Genomic DNA, 15,789 nt, shown 5'->3' with positions numbered 1-15,789 from the left:
GTGCTGGGGCTCGTCCTCGGCACCGGCTTCTTCCTGCTCGGACGCGAACTGGCGGCCTCCTTGGAGGTGTTCCAGGTCAGTGTGTTCCCGAGCTATCTGAACCCCTCGCCCGTGCTGGCCGTCCTGGTCGCGCTGGCGGTGCCGGCGGCCGCGGTGCTGGTGACGATCCTCGCCCTGCGCGGAGTGGTCATCGAGCCGCTCGGCGTGGTGCGCACGGCCAAGCCCGCGCGGCGCCGACTGTGGTGGCGGCTGCTGCTGCCCCTGGGCGGGCTCGCGATGCTCTTCCCGATGGTCGGACAGGGCCGTGACAGCGGGGACTTCAACCAGTACCTGGTCGTCGGCGGTGTCATGCTCCTGCTGGTCGGCGTGACGGCGCTGCTGCCCTGGATCGTGGAGACGGTCGTGGCACGGCTCGGTTCGGGCGGCATCGCCTGGCAACTGGCCGTGCGCCGACTTCAGTTGAGCAGCGGTGCGGCGGCTCGCATGGTCAACGGCATCGCGGTGGCGGTGGCCGGGGCGATCGCGCTGCAGATGCTGTTCGCCGGAGTGGAGGGCACCTACACCAAGTCGTCCCAGTACGACGTCAGCCGGGCCCAGATGAGCGTGGACGTGCCGGAGGGCGCCCGGACCGCGTCCACCGTCGGGGAGTACCGGGACACCGAGGGCGTGCAGAAGATCACCGCACTGTCCGACGTCTATATGCAGGCGCGCGGCGACGAGGACTCCTTCACCCAGGTCACCGTGGCCGACTGCGCGTCGCTGCGCGAGGTGGCCACGCTCCCCTCTTGCCGCGACGGCGATGTCTTCGCCGTCCCGGGCTCGGAGTACGACAGCGCGTACGACCACCTGTCCAAGCCCGGCACGACCCTCTGGACCGAGTCGGAGGAGACCGGCCGTCCCGGCGACCGGCCGGTCTCCTGGACCGTGCCGAAGGACATCCGGCAGGCCCAGCCCCGCGAGGACCCCACCGGGTACGAGCGCGGCGGCATCCTGATCACACCGGGCGCCCTTCCCGAATCCCTCGGCTCGCGCCTCTCCACCCGGCTCTTCCTCAGTCTGGACCGCTCCGATCCGGACGCCTACGACCAGGTACGCAACACGGCCGCGCGGCTCGACCCGACGGCCCAGCCGATGACCTGGCACAGCATCGAGCGCAACGAGCGCTACGCCACCATCCGCACCGGCCTGTCCGTGGGCGCCGCGGCCGTGCTGGCGCTGATCGGCGCGAGCCTGCTGGTCTCGCAGCTGGAGCAGTTGCGCGAGCGCCGCAAGCTGCTGTCGTCCCTGGTGGCCTTCGGCACCCGGCGGCGCACCCTCGGCCTGTCGGTGCTGTGGCAGACGGCGATCCCGATCGGGCTGGGGCTGCTGCTCGCCGCGACGGTGGGCATGGCCCTGGGCGCGGTCCTGCTGCGGATGACCAGCACGTCGATCCGGGTGGACTGGACGAGCGTGCTGTCGATGACCGGCATCGGAGCGGGGGTCGTCCTGGTGGTGACGCTGCTCAGCCTCCCGCCGCTGCTGAAGCTGATGCGGCCGGACGGCCTGCGCACCGAGTAGGGCTCCGGCCGAACCGTCAGGCGTCCCGGTCCAGCACCCGTACGGGCGCCGACCGGAGCGCCTGACGCAGCGCTTGCGCCAGTTCCTCGTACTCGCCGGCCCGCGCCGCTCCCGTCCGCATCGCCAGGGCGATCCGGCGGGTGGGGGCCGGGTCGGCGAAATACCCGGTGAGGAGCTGGTTGCTGCGCGAGGTCTCGACCGTGAGGGCGGTGCGCGGCAGCAGCGTGACACCGAGCCCGCCGGCGACGAGCTGCACCAGCGTGGACAGCCCGGCGGCGGTCGTGGTGACGGGCACGTCGTCGCGGCCGGCCTCCCGGCAGATGTCGAGGGCCTGGTCGCGCAGGCAGTGCCCCTCGTCCAGCAGCAGCAGGTTCAGCTCGCGCAGCGCCTCCCGGGGGATGCCCTCGCGCCCGCCGAGCCGGTGGTCGAGCGGGGTGACGAGCACGAAGTCCTCGTCGAAGAGCGGCAGTTCCATCACGCCCGGGACGCCGAGCGGCACCGCGAGCAGCAGCAGATCGAGCCGCCCGCTGGTGAGACCGTCGAGCAGGCTGGCGGTCTGCTCCTCGTGCACCTGGAGGTCGAGGTGCGGATACCGGTCATGGACGAGCCGCAGGACCGTGGGCAGCAGATAGGGCGCCACCGTCGGAATCACCCCGAGCCGCAGCACCCCGGTGAACGGGGCCCGCACCGCCTCGGCCTCCTCCAGCAGAGCGCCCACCTCACTCAGCACCGCCTTGGCCCGTACGGCGATCCGCTCGCCCTCGGGTGAGAGCAGCACCTTGCGCGTCGTACGCTCCAGGAGCGTCACTCCGAGTGTCTCCTCCAGCGCCGAGACGGCACCCGAGAGGGCGGGCTGGCTCATGCCGATCGCCCCGGCGGCATCCCGGAAGTGCAGATGCTCGGCCACGGCCGCGAAGGCACGAAGCTGCGCGAGGCTGGGCTGCCTGCGCTTATTACCCACAGTCACTAATAACTACCTCCGATCAACCCGACCGAGTGTAGCTATTTCTGTAATCAATCGACGTTGTGCCAACATCAACACAGTCCAACCCATGGGAAACACCCGCAATCCGGGTGTTTCTTCGCTGCAAGGAGAGTGTGTGCTCACCGTCGGTGACAAGTTCCCCGAGTTCGACCTGACCGCCTGCGTCTCGCTGGAGAAGGGCGCGGAGTTCCAGCAGATCAACCACAAGACCTACGAGGGTCAGTGGAAGGTCATCTTCGCCTGGCCCAAGGACTTCACCTTCGTGTGCCCGACCGAGATCGCCGCCTTCGGCAAGCTGAACGAGGAGTTCGCCGACCGCGACGCGCAGGTCCTCGGCTTCTCCGGCGACTCCGAGTTCGTCCACCACGCCTGGCGCAAGGACCACGACGACCTGCGCGACCTGCCGTTCCCGATGATGGCCGACTCCAAGCACGAGCTCATGCGCGACCTCGGCATCGAGGGCGAGGACGGCTTCGCCAAGCGCGCGGTGTTCATCGTGGACCAGAACAACGAGATCCAGTTCTCGATGGTGACCGCGGGTTCGGTCGGCCGTAACCCGAAGGAGGTCCTGCGGGTCCTCGACGCCCTGCAGACCGACGAGCTCTGCCCCTGCAACTGGAGCAAGGGCGACGAGACGCTCGACCCCGTCGCGCTGCTGTCCGGGGAGTGATCTGAGATGTCCCTCGACAACCTGAAGTCCGCGATACCGGACTACGCCAAGGACCTGAAGCTCAACCTGGGCTCGGTCATCGGCAACTCCGACCTGCCGGCCCAGCAGCTGTGGGGCACGGTGCTGGCGACGGCCATCGCCTCGCGCTCCCCGATCGTGCTGCGCGAGCTGGAGCCGGAGGCGAAGGCGAACCTGTCGCCGGAGGCCTACACGGCGGCGAAGGCCGCGGCCGCGGTGATGGCGATGAACAACGTCTTCTACCGCACGCGCCACCTCCTCTCGGACCACGAGTACGGCACCCTGCGCGCGGGCCTGCGGATGAACGTCATCGGCAACCCGGGCGTCGACAAGGCCGACTTCGAGCTCTGGTCCTTCGCGGTCTCCGCCATCAACGGCTGCGGCATGTGCCTCGACTCCCACGAGCAGGTCCTGCGCAAGGCCGGGGTCGACCGCGACGTCATCCAGGAGTCCTTCAAGATCGCGTCCGTGATCCAGGCGGTCGGCGTGACGCTGGACGCCGAGGCGGTCCTCGCGGAGTAACTCCCCGCCGCGGGCGATGAACCGCGGGCATCGAACGGCAGGGCCCCGTCCCCTGGGCATGGTGGACGGGGCCCTGTTTCATGTCCTCATTGACATCCTGGCCGGGTCAGCCGGGCTTCTCCGCCGGCGGGTCCGGGGCAACAGGCTCGGCGCTCATCGCCGTGGCGCCCCGCGGCCGCACCGAATGCCGCAGCGCCGACTCCCGTGAATACGACCGCAGATACCCGGCCACCGTGTTCGTCACCGCGACCAGCGGCACCGCGACCACCGCACCGCCGATCCCGGCCACCATCCCCCCGCACGCGACGGACAGCACCACCGCCAGCGGATGCACCCGCACCGCCCGCCCGAGGATGAACGGCTGCAGGATGTGGCCCTCGATCTGCTGCACCGCCAGCACCACCACCAGCGTCATGACCGCCGTGAACACCCCCTGGGTGACCAGCGCGACCACCACGGCCAGCGCCCCGGACACCACCGCGCCCACCAGCGGGATGAACGCGAACAGGAAGATGAACACCGCCAGCGGCACGGCCATCGGCACATCGAGGAAGTAGATCCCCAGCCCGATGAAGATCGCGTCGATCAGCGCGACGATCACCGTGCCCCGCACATACGCCGTCAGCGTCCGCCACGCCGCCGGCCCGGCCCCGGCCACTCCCGGCCGCGCCGCCGCCGGAACCAGCTTCAGCGTCCACTCCCAGATCCGCTTGCCGTCGTAGAGCAGGAACAGGGTGGAGAAGACCGCCAGCAGGATCCCGGTCAGCGCCTCGACGACGACCGTCACGCCCTCCAGGCCCGCCGAGGTGATCTGGTCGGTGTTCGCGCCGACCGCCTCACGCAGGTTCTTGGCGATCTCGTTGATCTGCTTGTCCGTGACGTGGAAGGGGCTGTTCAGCAGCCAGTTCCGCAACTCGTCGATGCCGTCCTGGATCTGGCCCGAGAGGTCGTCGATGTTCTCCATGACCTGCCAGGTCACGAACCAGCCGATCAGTCCCATGATGACGAAGCCGAGGATCGCGGTCAGCGCGGTGGCAGGCCCGCGCGGCACACCGAGCCGCCGCAGTCTCCCCACGGTCGGGTGCAGCAGCGCGGTGATCAGCAACGCGCTGACGAACGCCAGCACCACCAGCTGGACGGCGCTGATGACCCGCATCAGCACCCACAGGGAGGCCGCGAGGATGAGCAGCCGCCAGGCGGCCTCCGCCGCGACCCGCACTCCCCACGGCACGGCCTGTGCGGGATCGGGCCGGGCGGCAACGTCGGGCGCGTAGTCCGGGGGCGGCGGCACGTACTCGTCGGACCCGGTCCGGGACTCGGCCTCGCCGCGCTCGCGTTCGGCCTCGGCGCGGCGCTCGTTCCACTGCTCGCTCATCTCGGTCAGTCCGGCGCCGAGCCGGCCGAGCCACCCTGGCACTCGCGACATGATCCGACCGTACATGGCGCGAGCCCCACACCGTACGACGGTGTGGGGCTCGGGCGAAGCCTGACAGCGGCCGAAGGCCGGGTGGCTCAGTACCAGTTGTTGGCCTGCCAGAACGACCAGGCATCACAGGGGCTGCCGTAGCGGTCGTTCATGTAGCCGAGGCCCCACTTGATCTGGGTGGCCGGGTTGGTCCGCCAGTCGGCGCCGGCGGACGACATCTTGGTGCCGGGCAGAGCCTGGAACATGCCGTAGGCCCCGGAGGAGGGGTTGACGGCCTTGTAGTTCCAGTCGGACTCGTGGTCCACGATGTTGCTGAAGCACTGGAACTGACCGGAGGGCACGATCTGCCGGGCCATCGCCTGGATCTGCGCGATCGTGTAGGAGCTCGAGACGGGGATGTCGGAGATGTCCTTGGAACGGCTGGCGGCCTCGTTGGCCTCCTCGCGCTCCTTGGCTTCCTTCGCCGCCTTCGCCGCCTTCTCGGCGGCCTCCTTCTTCGCGATCGCCGTCTCGGCGGCGGCCTTGCGGGCGGCCTCCTCGGCGTCCTTCTTCGCGCTCACATCGGCGGCGATGGCCTGTACGTCGGCCTGCTGCGTCAGCGACGCGGTCTGCACCTGGGCCTGCTGACCCGAGGGGATGTCCGCGAGCAACGTCGTGCCGTTTGCCGTCGCTTCGGCGTCGTTGTTCTGCGCGGTGCTGCCCGAGGCAACGCCGACGACGCTTCCGACAGCGGTGACCGCCGTAGCCGAAGCCACTGCGAATCCCCGGACCGAGATCCGGCTCACACGGTTTCCTTCCAGCATCGCCCGCTTCGGTGACCCTCGCGGACGCAATCGTGCCCCTGGCACTGGCCTCCCCAACTACGGGTCACGGGAGGCACGGGCCCGGTGGGCAACTCCCTCGGGAGGGAGTGCCGCGTGGTGCGCGGGCGGCATACGACATCGCTATGCAGTTGATGCTGATGCTTTTGTGGTGCCGTACCGCTGGGGGTACAGGTGTGTCGTATGCGGGGCCTGACAGGAGTGAGACTCTGCCGTAACCCGACGGGGCAAGGCAATTCTGTGTTGGGTGTGAAAGCTCACATCCCGTTTGGCCCAGGAGTTTCACGGAAACTGTCACGCGCGCAGGCGCCGCCCGGCTAGGCTCTTCGCCTTTCCGGACGGCGCCAACTACTGCGTAACCACCACCGCTTGGGGCAGGGTGGTCAGATCTGCCCGTCTTCGAGCATTTCGGTCACAAGGGCAGCGATCTGGGACCTCTCGGACCGGTTCAGGGTCACGTGCGCGAAGAGCGGATGCCCCTTCAGCTTCTCGACGACGGCGACGACACCGTCGTACCGGCCGACCCTGAGGTTGTCCCGCTGGGCCACGTCATGGGTGAGAACCACCCGTGAATTGGCCCCGATCCGGGACAGAACGGTAAGAAGCACATTCCTTTCCAGTGACTGCGCCTCGTCCACGATCACGAACGCGTCGTGCAGTGAGCGGCCCCGGATGTGAGTGAGGGGCAGGACCTCCAGCATCCCGCGCGCGGTGACCTCCTCGATGACCTCCCGGCTGGTGACCGCAGACAGCGTGTCGAACACGGCCTGCGCCCAGGGGCTCATCTTCTCCGCCTCGGAGCCGGGCAGATAGCCGAGCTCCTGCCCGCCCACCGCGTACAGCGGACGGAAGACCATCACCTTCTGGTGCTGACGGCGCTCCAGCACCGCCTCCAGGCCCGCGCACAGCGCCAGCGCCGACTTGCCGGTGCCGGCCCGGCCGCCCATGGAGACGATCCCGACGTCCGGGTCGAGCAGCAGGTCGAGCGCGATGCGCTGCTCGGCACTGCGGCCCTTGATACCGAACGCCTCACGATCCCCGCGTACGACACGGATGTTGCCCTCGGGCGTGACCCGGCCGAGCGCCTTGCCGCGCTCCGACTGGATGGTCAGGCCCGTGTGCACCGGCAGTTCGGCGGCCTCGGGGACATAGACGTGCCCCTCCTCGAAGAGGATGTCCACCTGTTCGCCGGGCAGGGTCAGTTCGGACATTCCGGTCCAGCCGGAGGAGTCCGTGATGGCGAGTTCCGCGCGGTACTCCTCGGCGAGGAGACCCACGGACGACGCCTTGATCCTGAGCGGGAGGTCCTTGGACACGACGGTGACGTCGAACCCCTCGGCCTGCAGATTGCGGGCGACCGCGAGGATGCGGGAGTCGTTGTCCCCCAGGCGGTAGCCGCTGGGCAGCACGCTGGGGTCCGAGTGGTTGAGCTCGACACGGACGGTCCCGCCGAGGTCCCCGGTGGGAATCGGGGAATCCAGACGGCCATGACGAATCCGGTAGTCGTCGAGCAGGCGGAGGGCCTGCCGGGCGAAGTAGCCGAGTTCGGGATGGTGCCTCTTGGCCTCCAGTTCCGTCACCACGACGATGGGGAGCACGACCTCGTGCTCGTCGAAGCGGCTCAGGGCGTTGGGGTCGGCCAGCAGAACGCTGGTGTCGAGGACATAGGTGCGCCGGTCTGGCTTGTGGCGCTTTGCGCTGGTCACCACGGAAGGACGTACCCCCTCGGAAGAGGTCGGGGAGCGACGGAGTGGAGCTGGACCGGTCGTCGGCCGCCCTGCGCGGGCCGAGAACCGGCCCTCCGCCTCTTCGTCCGTGCTGTGACCGCACGATCGGGCTGGTGCAAAGGGCCTCCCGGGCGGACGGCCCCGTGCCGTCCGCTGAGATCCGACACCCGTGGTTCGGGCGTCGACCTGACTGGCTTATGCCCTCGAACGAGCCGCGCCATGCCACGGCATATGACGGCGAGCCGGTGAACTCCGTGTTACGTGCGTCTTCGGAGGGGTACCGGGAAGCGTTGCGACGTGCGGTGACCATGGTGCCCGGACTGCCGCCGGGCGGCGTACGGCATCCGGGAAAAGTTCAGCGTTGTACGGCTCAGCCGCCGAAGCGCCGGTGGCGGGCGGCGTAGTCGCGCATGGCCCGCAGGAAGTCGACCTTGCGGAAGGCCGGCCAGAAGACGTCGCAGAAGTAGTACTCGGAGTGCGCGGTCTGCCAGAGCATGAATCCGGACAGCCGCTGCTCGCCGCTGGTACGGATCACCAGGTCGGGGTCGGGCTGGTCGCTCGTGTAGAGGTGACGCCCGATCATGTCGGTGTCGACGGCCTCGGCGAGCTCCTCCATCGAGGTGCCCTTCTCCTGGGCGTCGAGCAGCATCGAGCGCACGGCGTAGGCGATCTCCTGGCGGCCGCCGTAGCCGATGGCGACGTTGACCAGTATCCCGTCGACGTGCGCGGTGGTCTCCTCGGCCTCCTTGAGGACCGTCTGCATCCCGGAGGGCAGGAGGTCGGGAGTGCCCACGTGGTGCACGCGCCAGCGGCCGTCGGCGGCCAGGGTGCGCACGACGTCCTCGATGATGCCGAGCAGCGGGCCGAGCTCTTCCTGCGGCCGGTCGAAGTTGTCCGTGGACAGAAGCCACAGGGTCACGACCTCGACATCGGTCTCACTGCACCAGCCGAGGAACTCCTCGATCTTTCCGGCACCGGCCCGGTGGCCGTCGACGGTGCTGGAACCGGCGGCCTTCGCCCAGCGTCGGTTGCCGTCCATGATGACGCCGATGTGCTTGGGCACCTGAGCGTGGTCCAGGTGGCCTTCCACCCGGCGTGCGTACAGCCTGACCAGCAGGCCACGCAGCTTGTCGCGCAGGTTCACGTGATTGTCAGCCCCTCCGTAAGGATCGGACAGGCCGCGATGTGCGGCCCGGTCGTGGCCGCGGGCGGTCCCTGCCCGTGTGGCAGTCCCCGGAGGCGAAGCCTACCCCCGCCGCGCTCCCGGGCCGCCAACGGGTGCGGAGCGAAGGATTCCGGCCCCTGTTCCGGCCTGCCCCCGCACAGAAAAAAATCGGGCCGGTCCGTGGGGGGGAGACGGACCGGCCCGAGGGGGGGTTTCCACCATAACCCTTCGTAAGTGATGCTGCGTGCATCGGCGTGCCACAACTACTCTCCGGAGCCACCCGACGACGGCGCGATGCCCGCGGAAGCTCCTCGCTCATGGCTTGTTCTTGACTGAAACACCGCCGATAGGCAGCGAAATCGGGCGTCCTCGGGCAGGCTCCGGGGGATTTGACGCACCTTGAGACCCACTCGGCGAGTTGTCCCCGACGTCCCTCCGACGGGTGACCCGGCTGCGAACGCCGCCTTGACCCCGGAGCGGCCTCGTCGACGGCTCAACAGGGAGGCCCTGGCACCGCGCAGCCCCCTCCACTGCGCGGTACCGCCCGCGCAGCTTTGCTGACGCGAATTACCTTGGTCTGAACTTACGTGAGCGGTGGCACCGAAGGCGAGCCGCGGGCGATAACGATGTGAAAAACCTCGGCGGAAGTTGCGCAAGTGGAGTGAGTTAAAAGAGTGACCCAACTGCGGGGGCCCAAGAGGACAGCTTCTGTCCTCATTCGCGCCTAACGTCGCTCCATGACGACGACCGTGAGGATCACATGGGACGCCGCGAGCGCACGGCGGGCGGAGCGGCAGTTCCTGGCCAGGCCGGCCGGGAGCGGCACACCGGTCGCCGAGGTGGTCGGCGCGATGGCCGGCGCGCACGCGCAAGTGCTGTCCGCGGCCGAGGTCTCGGTGGGCGTGCGGACGGCCGGGCTGACCCGGGCGGACGTACGGACGGCACTGTGGGACGACCGCTCCCTGATCAAGACGTACGGCCCGCGCGGCACGGTCCACCTGCTCCCCGCGCGTGAACTCCCCCTCTGGTCGGCCGCCCTGACGGCGGTTCCGACCGGGCCGAGCCCGTTCCCGCCCGACGTGCGGCTCACCGAGGAGCAGGCCGGCCAGGTCGTGACGGCGATCGGCGACGCGCTCGACGGCAGGTATCTGACCCTCGACGAGCTGACCGAGGAGATCGTCGCCCGTACGGGCCCGTGGGCCGGTGACCGGGTGATGCCGGCATTCCAGGACCTGTGGCCGCGCTGGCGGCAGGTGATGCACCGGGCGGGCTGGGCGGGCACGCTGTGCTTCGGCCCGAACCGCGGTCGCAGGGCGACGTACACGCGCCCGCCGCGCGCGGAATCCGTGGCCGATGGGCTGGGCACCTTCGTACGCCGCTATCTCCACGCCTACGGACCGGCCACGCCGCAGCACTTCGCGAAGTGGCTCGCGGCACCGCCCGGCTGGGCCACGGCCCTATTCGGAGAGCTGGCCGCCGCGGGCCGTATCGAGGAGGTCGACTTCGAAGGGACACCGGCGTGGGTGGCGGCGGGCGACACCGACTTCCCCGACGGGCCCGCCCGGGGTGTGCGGCTGCTCCCCTACTTCGACGCGTACGTCATCGCCGGGCAGCCCCGCGAGCGGTTGTTCCCCGGGAAGGCGTACGGGCGCGCTCTCGCGGGCGGCCAGGCGGGCAACTATCCGGTGCTGCTCGTCGACGGTGTGGCGGCGGGGGTGTGGCACCAGCGGCGCCGGGGCCGTCGTACGACCGTCACGGTCGAGCCGCTCGGCCGGCTGACGGCACGGCAGGAACGGGAGCTGGGCGAGCAGGCGGAGCGGGTGGGTGAGGTGCTGGAGGCTACGGCGGAGTTGGTGGTGGGGGAGGTGGGGGTGGGGCCGCATGCGTGAACCGGGGTGGGGTGGCGGTGGGGCCGGCTTGGGTGATCAGGGGCGAGTTGACGCCGGTTCCGGCTTGCGGGCGTCGAAGAGGTGGCGGGTGCTGTGGGCGACGAAGGGCCCCTCGGTCTGGATCCGCTCGTGCAGCGCGCGGAGCTGCGGCTCGTACGCCTCGACCGTGAACCCGGGAACCATCCAGACGACCTTGCGCAGGAAGTGCACGACCGCGGCGATGTCGTGGAACTCCATCCGCAGCCGCTCCGCCCGCAGCTCGACGACGTCGAGTCCGGCGGCCTCGGCGTCCGCACGCTCACGGTCGGGACGGCGCCCGGCGCGCACGTCGTCCGGCTGCGGCCCGAGGAAGTGCTCGACGAGTTCGAAGACGCTGGCCGGCCCGACGTGCTGGGCGAAATAGGTCCCTCCGGGCTGAAGGACCCGGGCGATCTCGCCCCACTGCGGGCGGACGGGATGCCGGCTCACGACCAGGTCGAAGGCACCGTCGGCGAAGGGCAGCGGGGCGTCCTCGGGGGCGGCGACGACCACGACTCCACGCGGGCGGAGCAGCGCGGTCGCCTTGGCGACGTTGGGAGGCCAGCCTTCGGTGGCGACGGCGAGCAGGGGGTGGGTCGGGGCCGTACGAGCGTCCGGGGCCGAGTGAGTATTCAGGGCCGTACGGGCGTTCAGGGTGGTACGACCGTTCAGGGCCGTACGAGCAAGGGCGAAGTCGAGGACTTCCCCGCCGCCGGTCTGGATGTCGAGCACGGCACTGGCCCGCCCCAGCCTCGCGGCCATCGACGTCGCATACCCCCAGGACGGCCGCGCCTCGGTGGCCCGCCCCTCGAACCAGGAGAAGTCCCAGCCTTCCGTGGGGACGGAGGCCCCTTCGGCGACGAGGTCCTCGAAGGTGCGGTTCGGATTCGGGAGGACGAGCAGGACATGCTCGTCCTCTCCGTACCGGACGGTGCCGGTCCGGCGGAAGCCGTGCTTCTCGAGCAGGCGTACGGAGCCGGTGTTCCCACTGAAGGGGTGGGCGTACAGAGGCCGGTTCTGCTCCCGCTCCAGGAAGAGGGCCAGGGCTCTGCTGCCGATGCCGCGTCCCCAGTACGGGCGTCCGAGCCAGTACCCGATGAAGCGGCGGTCCCCGTCCCACCAGGCGACGAAGCTGCCGGCGACGTCACCGTCCACGGTCACTGTCTGCACGAAGACGGTGTCGTCCCCGAGGACGTTGGCCTTCCAGTGCCGCATGAACGCGTCGCGCGGCCGGGGCGTGAACCTCGACCGCCGAACGGCTTCCGGGTCGTGCTCGTACGCCAGGAAGAACTCCAGATCGTCTTCCACGACGTCTCGCAGACGTACGTCCATGTCGTCTTCGCTCATGCCCGGAGTGTGGCAGCCGCCACTGACAACGGCACTCAGGTAACCAGCGGACGCACTTCCTCCGCCACGAACCGCACGAACCCCTCCGGGTCGGGCTCGTCCCCCGTCGGCTGCAGCACCACGGTGTCTGCCCCGGCCTCGACCAGTCGCGCGACGGCTTCGGCGACGGCCCGGGCGTCCCCGGCGACCCCGAGATCCGGAACGGCTTCGTCCCCCTCGGCCGTGAGCTCCGCACGCAGCCGGGCGGCGGCGTCGGGCCCGGTGGCCGTGAGGAGATAGACGACCAGGGGGTGGGGCCCCGTCCCCCGGCCGGCCGCGGCGCGCCCCTCCTCGACGAGTTGCCGCGCCTTGCGCACGCCCTCGGCGTTCGTGGAGGCGGTGAGGATGGTCCCGTCGGCGGCCTCTCCGGTGAGCCGCAGGGACCGCGGCCCGGTGGCCCCGGCGAGCACGCCGCCTCCCCCACCCTCCGGCGGCCAGTCGAGCGCGACATCGTCAAGCTTCACGTACCGCCCCTGGGTACTCACCCGCTTCCCGCCCAACAGAGCCCGGAGCGCGACAAGATGCTCCCGCAACAAGGTCACCGGCGACTCGACCCGCGCCCCCACTTGCCCCATCCAGTCCTGCACCCCATGCCCGACACCGACGATCGCCCGCCCCGGGAACATCCGGTGCAGCGAGGCCACCTCCATGGCCGTGACAGCGACATTCCGCAACGGCACGGGCAGAAGCCCGACCCCCACCCGCACCCGCTCGGTCCATGCGAGCGCTGCGGCGGCGGTGGAGATACCACCTTCTCGGAAGCAGTCTTCCCAGAGCCAGAGTTGGTCGAGGCCTGTCTCATCGGCGATCTGGGCTACGGAGCGGAGTCGTTCTGGGGCGAGTTGCGGACGGAACACTGCGCCGAGTTCGGTCATGCTGCTCTTCCTACCCGATCTCCTAGAAATCGTCAGCGGTTGACGGCCTGGATTTCCTGCACGACGACGTCCTGCGTCGCACCGAACGTGCCGTCGGGGAGGTTGCCGCCCGCGCCGCCGGTGCCGGTCCAGTTGATCTTCCAGGTGACGGTGGCCTGGAGCGGGTATGTGCCGTTGCCCGAGGAGCGCAGGTATCTCACTCCGCAGGGTGGGGTCTGGTCGGCTTTGCCCTTGGCGTAGGGCTCGCCGATGCGGCCGTTGTTGATCTCACAGACGCCGGAGGCCGGGTAGGTCACGGCGTCCTTGGTGCCCGGTTCGATCCTGAGCGACTGCGGTACGGCGGTCGCGGTGGCCGTGATGCCGATGACCGGTACGGACGCGGTGACGGAGACCGGCTTGAAGTCGGCGGCGTCCAGCCAGGACCAGGTCGGCAGGTTGACCTTGGTCGCGGCCGCGGGTGCCAGGGTGACCTTGGTGCCGGGGACGCGAATCTCCGCGTAGGCGAGGTCGGCGAGGATCTTGGGAGTGACGGCGTTCTCGACATCGGCGGGCGGGGGGTCGCCCTGATCCACCCAGAAGGGGGGCTCCTCGCAGGAGTCCCATCCCGGGGGGAAGCTCTCGTCTACGTACGAGTCCCAGAAGTAGCCCTTGCCGGTCTTGTCCTTGTTGAAGTCCTTGTACGGGTGACCGTTGACGTAACGGTCGCGCTGCTCTGCGTCCCACTCGTACCCCGTCGAACCCGCTTCCCAGGTCGGTTCCAGGGTCTTCTGCAGCTGCTCCGGGGTGTACTTGGGGGCGTACCAGCAGGGCGGTGGCGTCCAGGAGGTGGTCGACGTCAGGGCGCCGGTGGAGTTGCCGGTGCCGTTCTTGGAGCGGTCGAAGACGACGCCGCCTACGGTTACGGAGACGGTGCCGTCTTTGCCTGCTTCGGCCTGTTGTTGGCCATCGCCGTTGTTCCCGTACTTGTCGCGGTCGGCGAAAGCCGTCTGGGAGGCGAATACGGAGACACACACAAGCGCCAGAACCGTTAGGGTTCTCGCCGAGTTTCTTACGGCTGGCACGCCTTGTTCCCCCTGCTCGAGCCGATGTTGGAGGTCTGCCAGACTCCGTCGGCATTCTTGGTGAGGCTGGTGTTGTACAGCACGTAGGAGTCCGAGCTCGCCGGCGACCTGTCGACCTTCTTGGTCTTCCTGTTCTTGATGTAGGACTTGCTCTCGTCGGAGCAGTAGGTGATGTAGGCCTTGCTGTCGCCGGTCAGGGTCACCTTGTAGTCGAAGTAGCGCGTCGTCCCGATCCACGTGTCGCCGCCGTCGATGTATCGCCGGACGTACGTGATCGACGATTCCAGCGCTTTGCCGACGTTGTAGAAGCCGAGCGCCTTGGTGTCGGTGCTCCCTTGGAGGATGGCCTCGTCCACCGAGTTCGTGCTCAGCGTGCTGTCCTTGAGGACCGCGTCCTTGGCGGCGTCGCCGGTCTTCTCGTACTCGAAGATGTTCTTGGCGTCCGAAGGGAAGCGGATCTCGGGACGGCCGGCCGCGTTCGCATCGGTGGGGCTCGGGGAAGCTGAGGCCTTGTCCCCCGTGTCGGCTCCCGCGATCTTGTCGTTGTCCTTGCTCTTGGAGCTGTCATCGCTCCCGCACGCGGACAGCGTCAGGGCCGCAGCGGCGGTCAGCGTGAGCGCTGCGAGGAAGGTGGGGCGGCGGTTCACGGTCGGCTCCCGGTCAGAGGCGAGGCTTCTCTTGAGCGAACCAAAGCTATACAGCGGGGTGGAGCCGCACCAGGGTGAAGGTTGTCAACTGGCGGGGTGTATGGGGAGAAAGCGGCGATTCGCCGACCGGTATGAGCCGTAACGGTTGCATAACTCGATGAGCGCAAACGGCCCAGCAAAGGGGTTGGGTCCGTGGGCCTATGTGGGGCCTACTCCCCTGCGGATACGTTCGGGCGGACAGCCGGTGGCAGGTGACAAGTGACGCGGTCGGAGGGGGCCCGTATGGCGCGGCGTTGGCGGGACGGACATGCGGAGTTGGTCGTGCTCGGGGATGGCGGGGGGCCGGCTGTTCGTGTTCCGCTGGAGGTCGCCACCTCGTACGGGGCACGCACGAAAGGGCTGTTGGGGCGGGACTTCATCGATGGGGCGATTCTGCTCTCCCCCGCCAACAGCGTGCACACCTTTCGTATGCGCATGCCGATCGATGTCGCGTATCTCGATCGACACCTTCGCGTCATCGCTGTGCGCACCATGCGGCCGGGGCTGCTGGGGATGCCTCGGCTGCGGGCGCGGCATGTGGTGGAGGCGGGAGCGGGGGCGATGGCTGAGTGGGGGGTGCGGGAGGGTGCCCAGTTGGCGGTTTTCGTGGAGGGGAAGGGAAGTTAGGCGAGCCGGCACCGTCGCTATGCGCTGCCCCGTTCGCGTCGGTCTCCGGTAGCTCACTCACACGAACGTGCCGTAGCTGGGCGACCGCGGACTCGACCGCGTCAAGCGTGTGCATGGGTGGTTCGTCGTCCGACGCGTACAGCCGTGCCCGGACCGGCTGCCCTGACGGGGTGACCAGCCCGTAGGCCGACGGAGGAAGGTCCTCCTCGGCTGAGTAGAGGACGGGGATGCCCAACGCCGTCGCCAGGCGCCGCGCCAATTCGGACACAGGCGGTGTCTCGTTGACCCGGGCGTCCTCTACGTAGATGTCCAGGGCCGACGACAGGTCGCCGCGCAGCCGTAGCCGCACAGGACCG

14 protein-coding genes and 1 pseudogene are annotated in these 15,789 nt (G+C 69.3%); 5 read left to right on the top strand and 10 right to left on the bottom strand.

Annotation, left to right across the window (positions count from 1 at the left end):
- A partial coding sequence (locus ACWIF2_RS23000) for an ABC transporter permease (protein ID WP_454362499.1) occupies nt 1–1,557 on the top strand: 1,557 nt, incomplete at its 5' end.
- 16 nt (nt 1,558–1,573) lie between these two features.
- On the opposite strand, the gene ACWIF2_RS22995 is transcribed toward ACWIF2_RS23000, so the two are convergent.
- Nucleotides 1,574–2,524, bottom strand: coding sequence for a LysR substrate-binding domain-containing protein (locus tag ACWIF2_RS22995; RefSeq protein WP_454362498.1), 951 nt, complete (start codon nt 2,522–2,524; stop codon nt 1,574–1,576).
- Nucleotides 2,525–2,657: 133 nt separating this feature from the next.
- On the opposite strand from ACWIF2_RS22995, the gene ACWIF2_RS22990 reads away from it, so the two are divergent.
- Both ACWIF2_RS22990 and ACWIF2_RS22985 read left to right on the top strand, forming a co-directional pair.
- A complete protein-coding gene (locus ACWIF2_RS22990) occupies nt 2,658–3,212 on the top strand; it encodes a peroxiredoxin (protein ID WP_454362497.1) in 555 nt (184 codons plus the stop codon).
- A 6-nt stretch (nt 3,213–3,218) separates the two neighbouring features.
- The gene (locus ACWIF2_RS22985; RefSeq protein WP_193481179.1) at nt 3,219–3,752 is read left to right on the top strand and encodes an alkyl hydroperoxide reductase; all 534 of its coding nucleotides are present in this window, start codon (nt 3,219–3,221) and stop codon (nt 3,750–3,752) included.
- A gap of 106 nt (nt 3,753–3,858) precedes the next feature.
- On the opposite strand, the gene ACWIF2_RS22980 is transcribed toward ACWIF2_RS22985, so the two are convergent.
- The 4 genes from ACWIF2_RS22980 to ACWIF2_RS22965 form a co-directional block, all read right to left on the bottom strand.
- Nucleotides 3,859–5,178: an AI-2E family transporter gene (locus tag ACWIF2_RS22980; RefSeq protein ID WP_454362496.1), complete on the bottom strand. Its 1,320-nt coding sequence runs from the start codon at nt 5,176–5,178 to the stop codon at nt 3,859–3,861.
- A gap of 86 nt (nt 5,179–5,264) precedes the next feature.
- Nucleotides 5,265–5,963: an aggregation-promoting factor C-terminal-like domain-containing protein gene (locus ACWIF2_RS22975; RefSeq protein ID WP_382490239.1), complete on the bottom strand. Its 699-nt coding sequence runs from the start codon at nt 5,961–5,963 to the stop codon at nt 5,265–5,267.
- A 419-nt stretch (nt 5,964–6,382) separates the two neighbouring features.
- Complete coding sequence (locus ACWIF2_RS22970) at nt 6,383–7,708, bottom strand: PhoH family protein (protein WP_454362495.1); 1,326 nt, start codon at nt 7,706–7,708, stop codon at nt 6,383–6,385.
- A 388-nt stretch (nt 7,709–8,096) separates the two neighbouring features.
- Nucleotides 8,097–8,870, bottom strand: coding sequence for an isoprenyl transferase (locus ACWIF2_RS22965; protein ID WP_391099613.1), 774 nt, complete (start codon nt 8,868–8,870; stop codon nt 8,097–8,099).
- Nucleotides 8,871–9,628: 758 nt separating this feature from the next.
- Here ACWIF2_RS22965 and ACWIF2_RS22960 point away from each other — a divergent pair.
- The gene (locus ACWIF2_RS22960) at nt 9,629–10,780 is read left to right on the top strand and encodes a winged helix DNA-binding domain-containing protein (RefSeq protein WP_454362494.1); all 1,152 of its coding nucleotides are present in this window, start codon (nt 9,629–9,631) and stop codon (nt 10,778–10,780) included.
- A gap of 36 nt (nt 10,781–10,816) precedes the next feature.
- On the opposite strand, the gene ACWIF2_RS22955 is transcribed toward ACWIF2_RS22960, so the two are convergent.
- From ACWIF2_RS22955 to ACWIF2_RS22935, 5 genes and pseudogenes are all read right to left on the bottom strand, one after another.
- Complete coding sequence (locus ACWIF2_RS22955; protein ID WP_454362504.1) at nt 10,817–11,701, bottom strand: methyltransferase domain-containing protein; 885 nt, start codon at nt 11,699–11,701, stop codon at nt 10,817–10,819.
- A gap of 51 nt (nt 11,702–11,752) precedes the next feature.
- Nucleotides 11,753–12,130: pseudogene (locus tag ACWIF2_RS22950) on the bottom strand (GNAT family N-acetyltransferase); the annotation flags it as partial.
- Between the two features lie 50 nt (nt 12,131–12,180).
- Nucleotides 12,181–13,059 (bottom strand): LLM class flavin-dependent oxidoreductase, encoded by an 879-nt coding sequence (locus tag ACWIF2_RS22945; protein WP_454362493.1) that lies wholly within the window; start codon nt 13,057–13,059, stop codon nt 12,181–12,183.
- 32 nt (nt 13,060–13,091) lie between these two features.
- The gene (locus ACWIF2_RS22940) at nt 13,092–14,120 is read right to left on the bottom strand and encodes a hypothetical protein (protein WP_454362492.1); all 1,029 of its coding nucleotides are present in this window, start codon (nt 14,118–14,120) and stop codon (nt 13,092–13,094) included.
- Nucleotides 14,108–14,767 (bottom strand): hypothetical protein, encoded by a 660-nt coding sequence (locus ACWIF2_RS22935; RefSeq protein WP_454362491.1) that lies wholly within the window; start codon nt 14,765–14,767, stop codon nt 14,108–14,110. Before ACWIF2_RS22935 ends, ACWIF2_RS22940 begins: the two co-directional genes overlap by 13 nt.
- 282 nt (nt 14,768–15,049) lie before the next feature.
- Between ACWIF2_RS22935 and ACWIF2_RS22930 the strand changes: the two genes are divergently transcribed.
- Entirely contained in the window at nt 15,050–15,433 is a 384-nt protein-coding gene (locus ACWIF2_RS22930) for a DUF192 domain-containing protein (protein WP_454362490.1), read from the top strand.
- Nucleotides 15,434–15,789: the final 356 nt, after the last annotated feature.

Source organism: Streptomyces sp. NPDC055506 (assembly GCF_053643595.1).
This window is presented reverse-complemented; position numbering and strand designations above follow the sequence as displayed.

Excerpts from the sequence above, each read along its gene's own strand:
- ACWIF2_RS22985 (WP_193481179.1), top strand. The coding sequence starts at position 3,219 with ATGTCCCTCGACAACCTGAAGTCCGCGATACCGGACTACGCCAAGGAC.
- ACWIF2_RS22980 (WP_454362496.1), bottom strand. The coding sequence starts at position 5,178 with ATGTCGCGAGTGCCAGGGTGGCTCGGCCGGCTCGGCGCCGGACTGACC.
- ACWIF2_RS22960 (WP_454362494.1), top strand. The coding sequence starts at position 9,629 with ATGACGACGACCGTGAGGATCACATGGGACGCCGCGAGCGCACGGCGG.
- ACWIF2_RS22945 (WP_454362493.1), bottom strand. The coding sequence starts at position 13,059 with ATGACCGAACTCGGCGCAGTGTTCCGTCCGCAACTCGCCCCAGAACGA.
- ACWIF2_RS22930 (WP_454362490.1), top strand. The coding sequence starts at position 15,050 with ATGGCGCGGCGTTGGCGGGACGGACATGCGGAGTTGGTCGTGCTCGGG.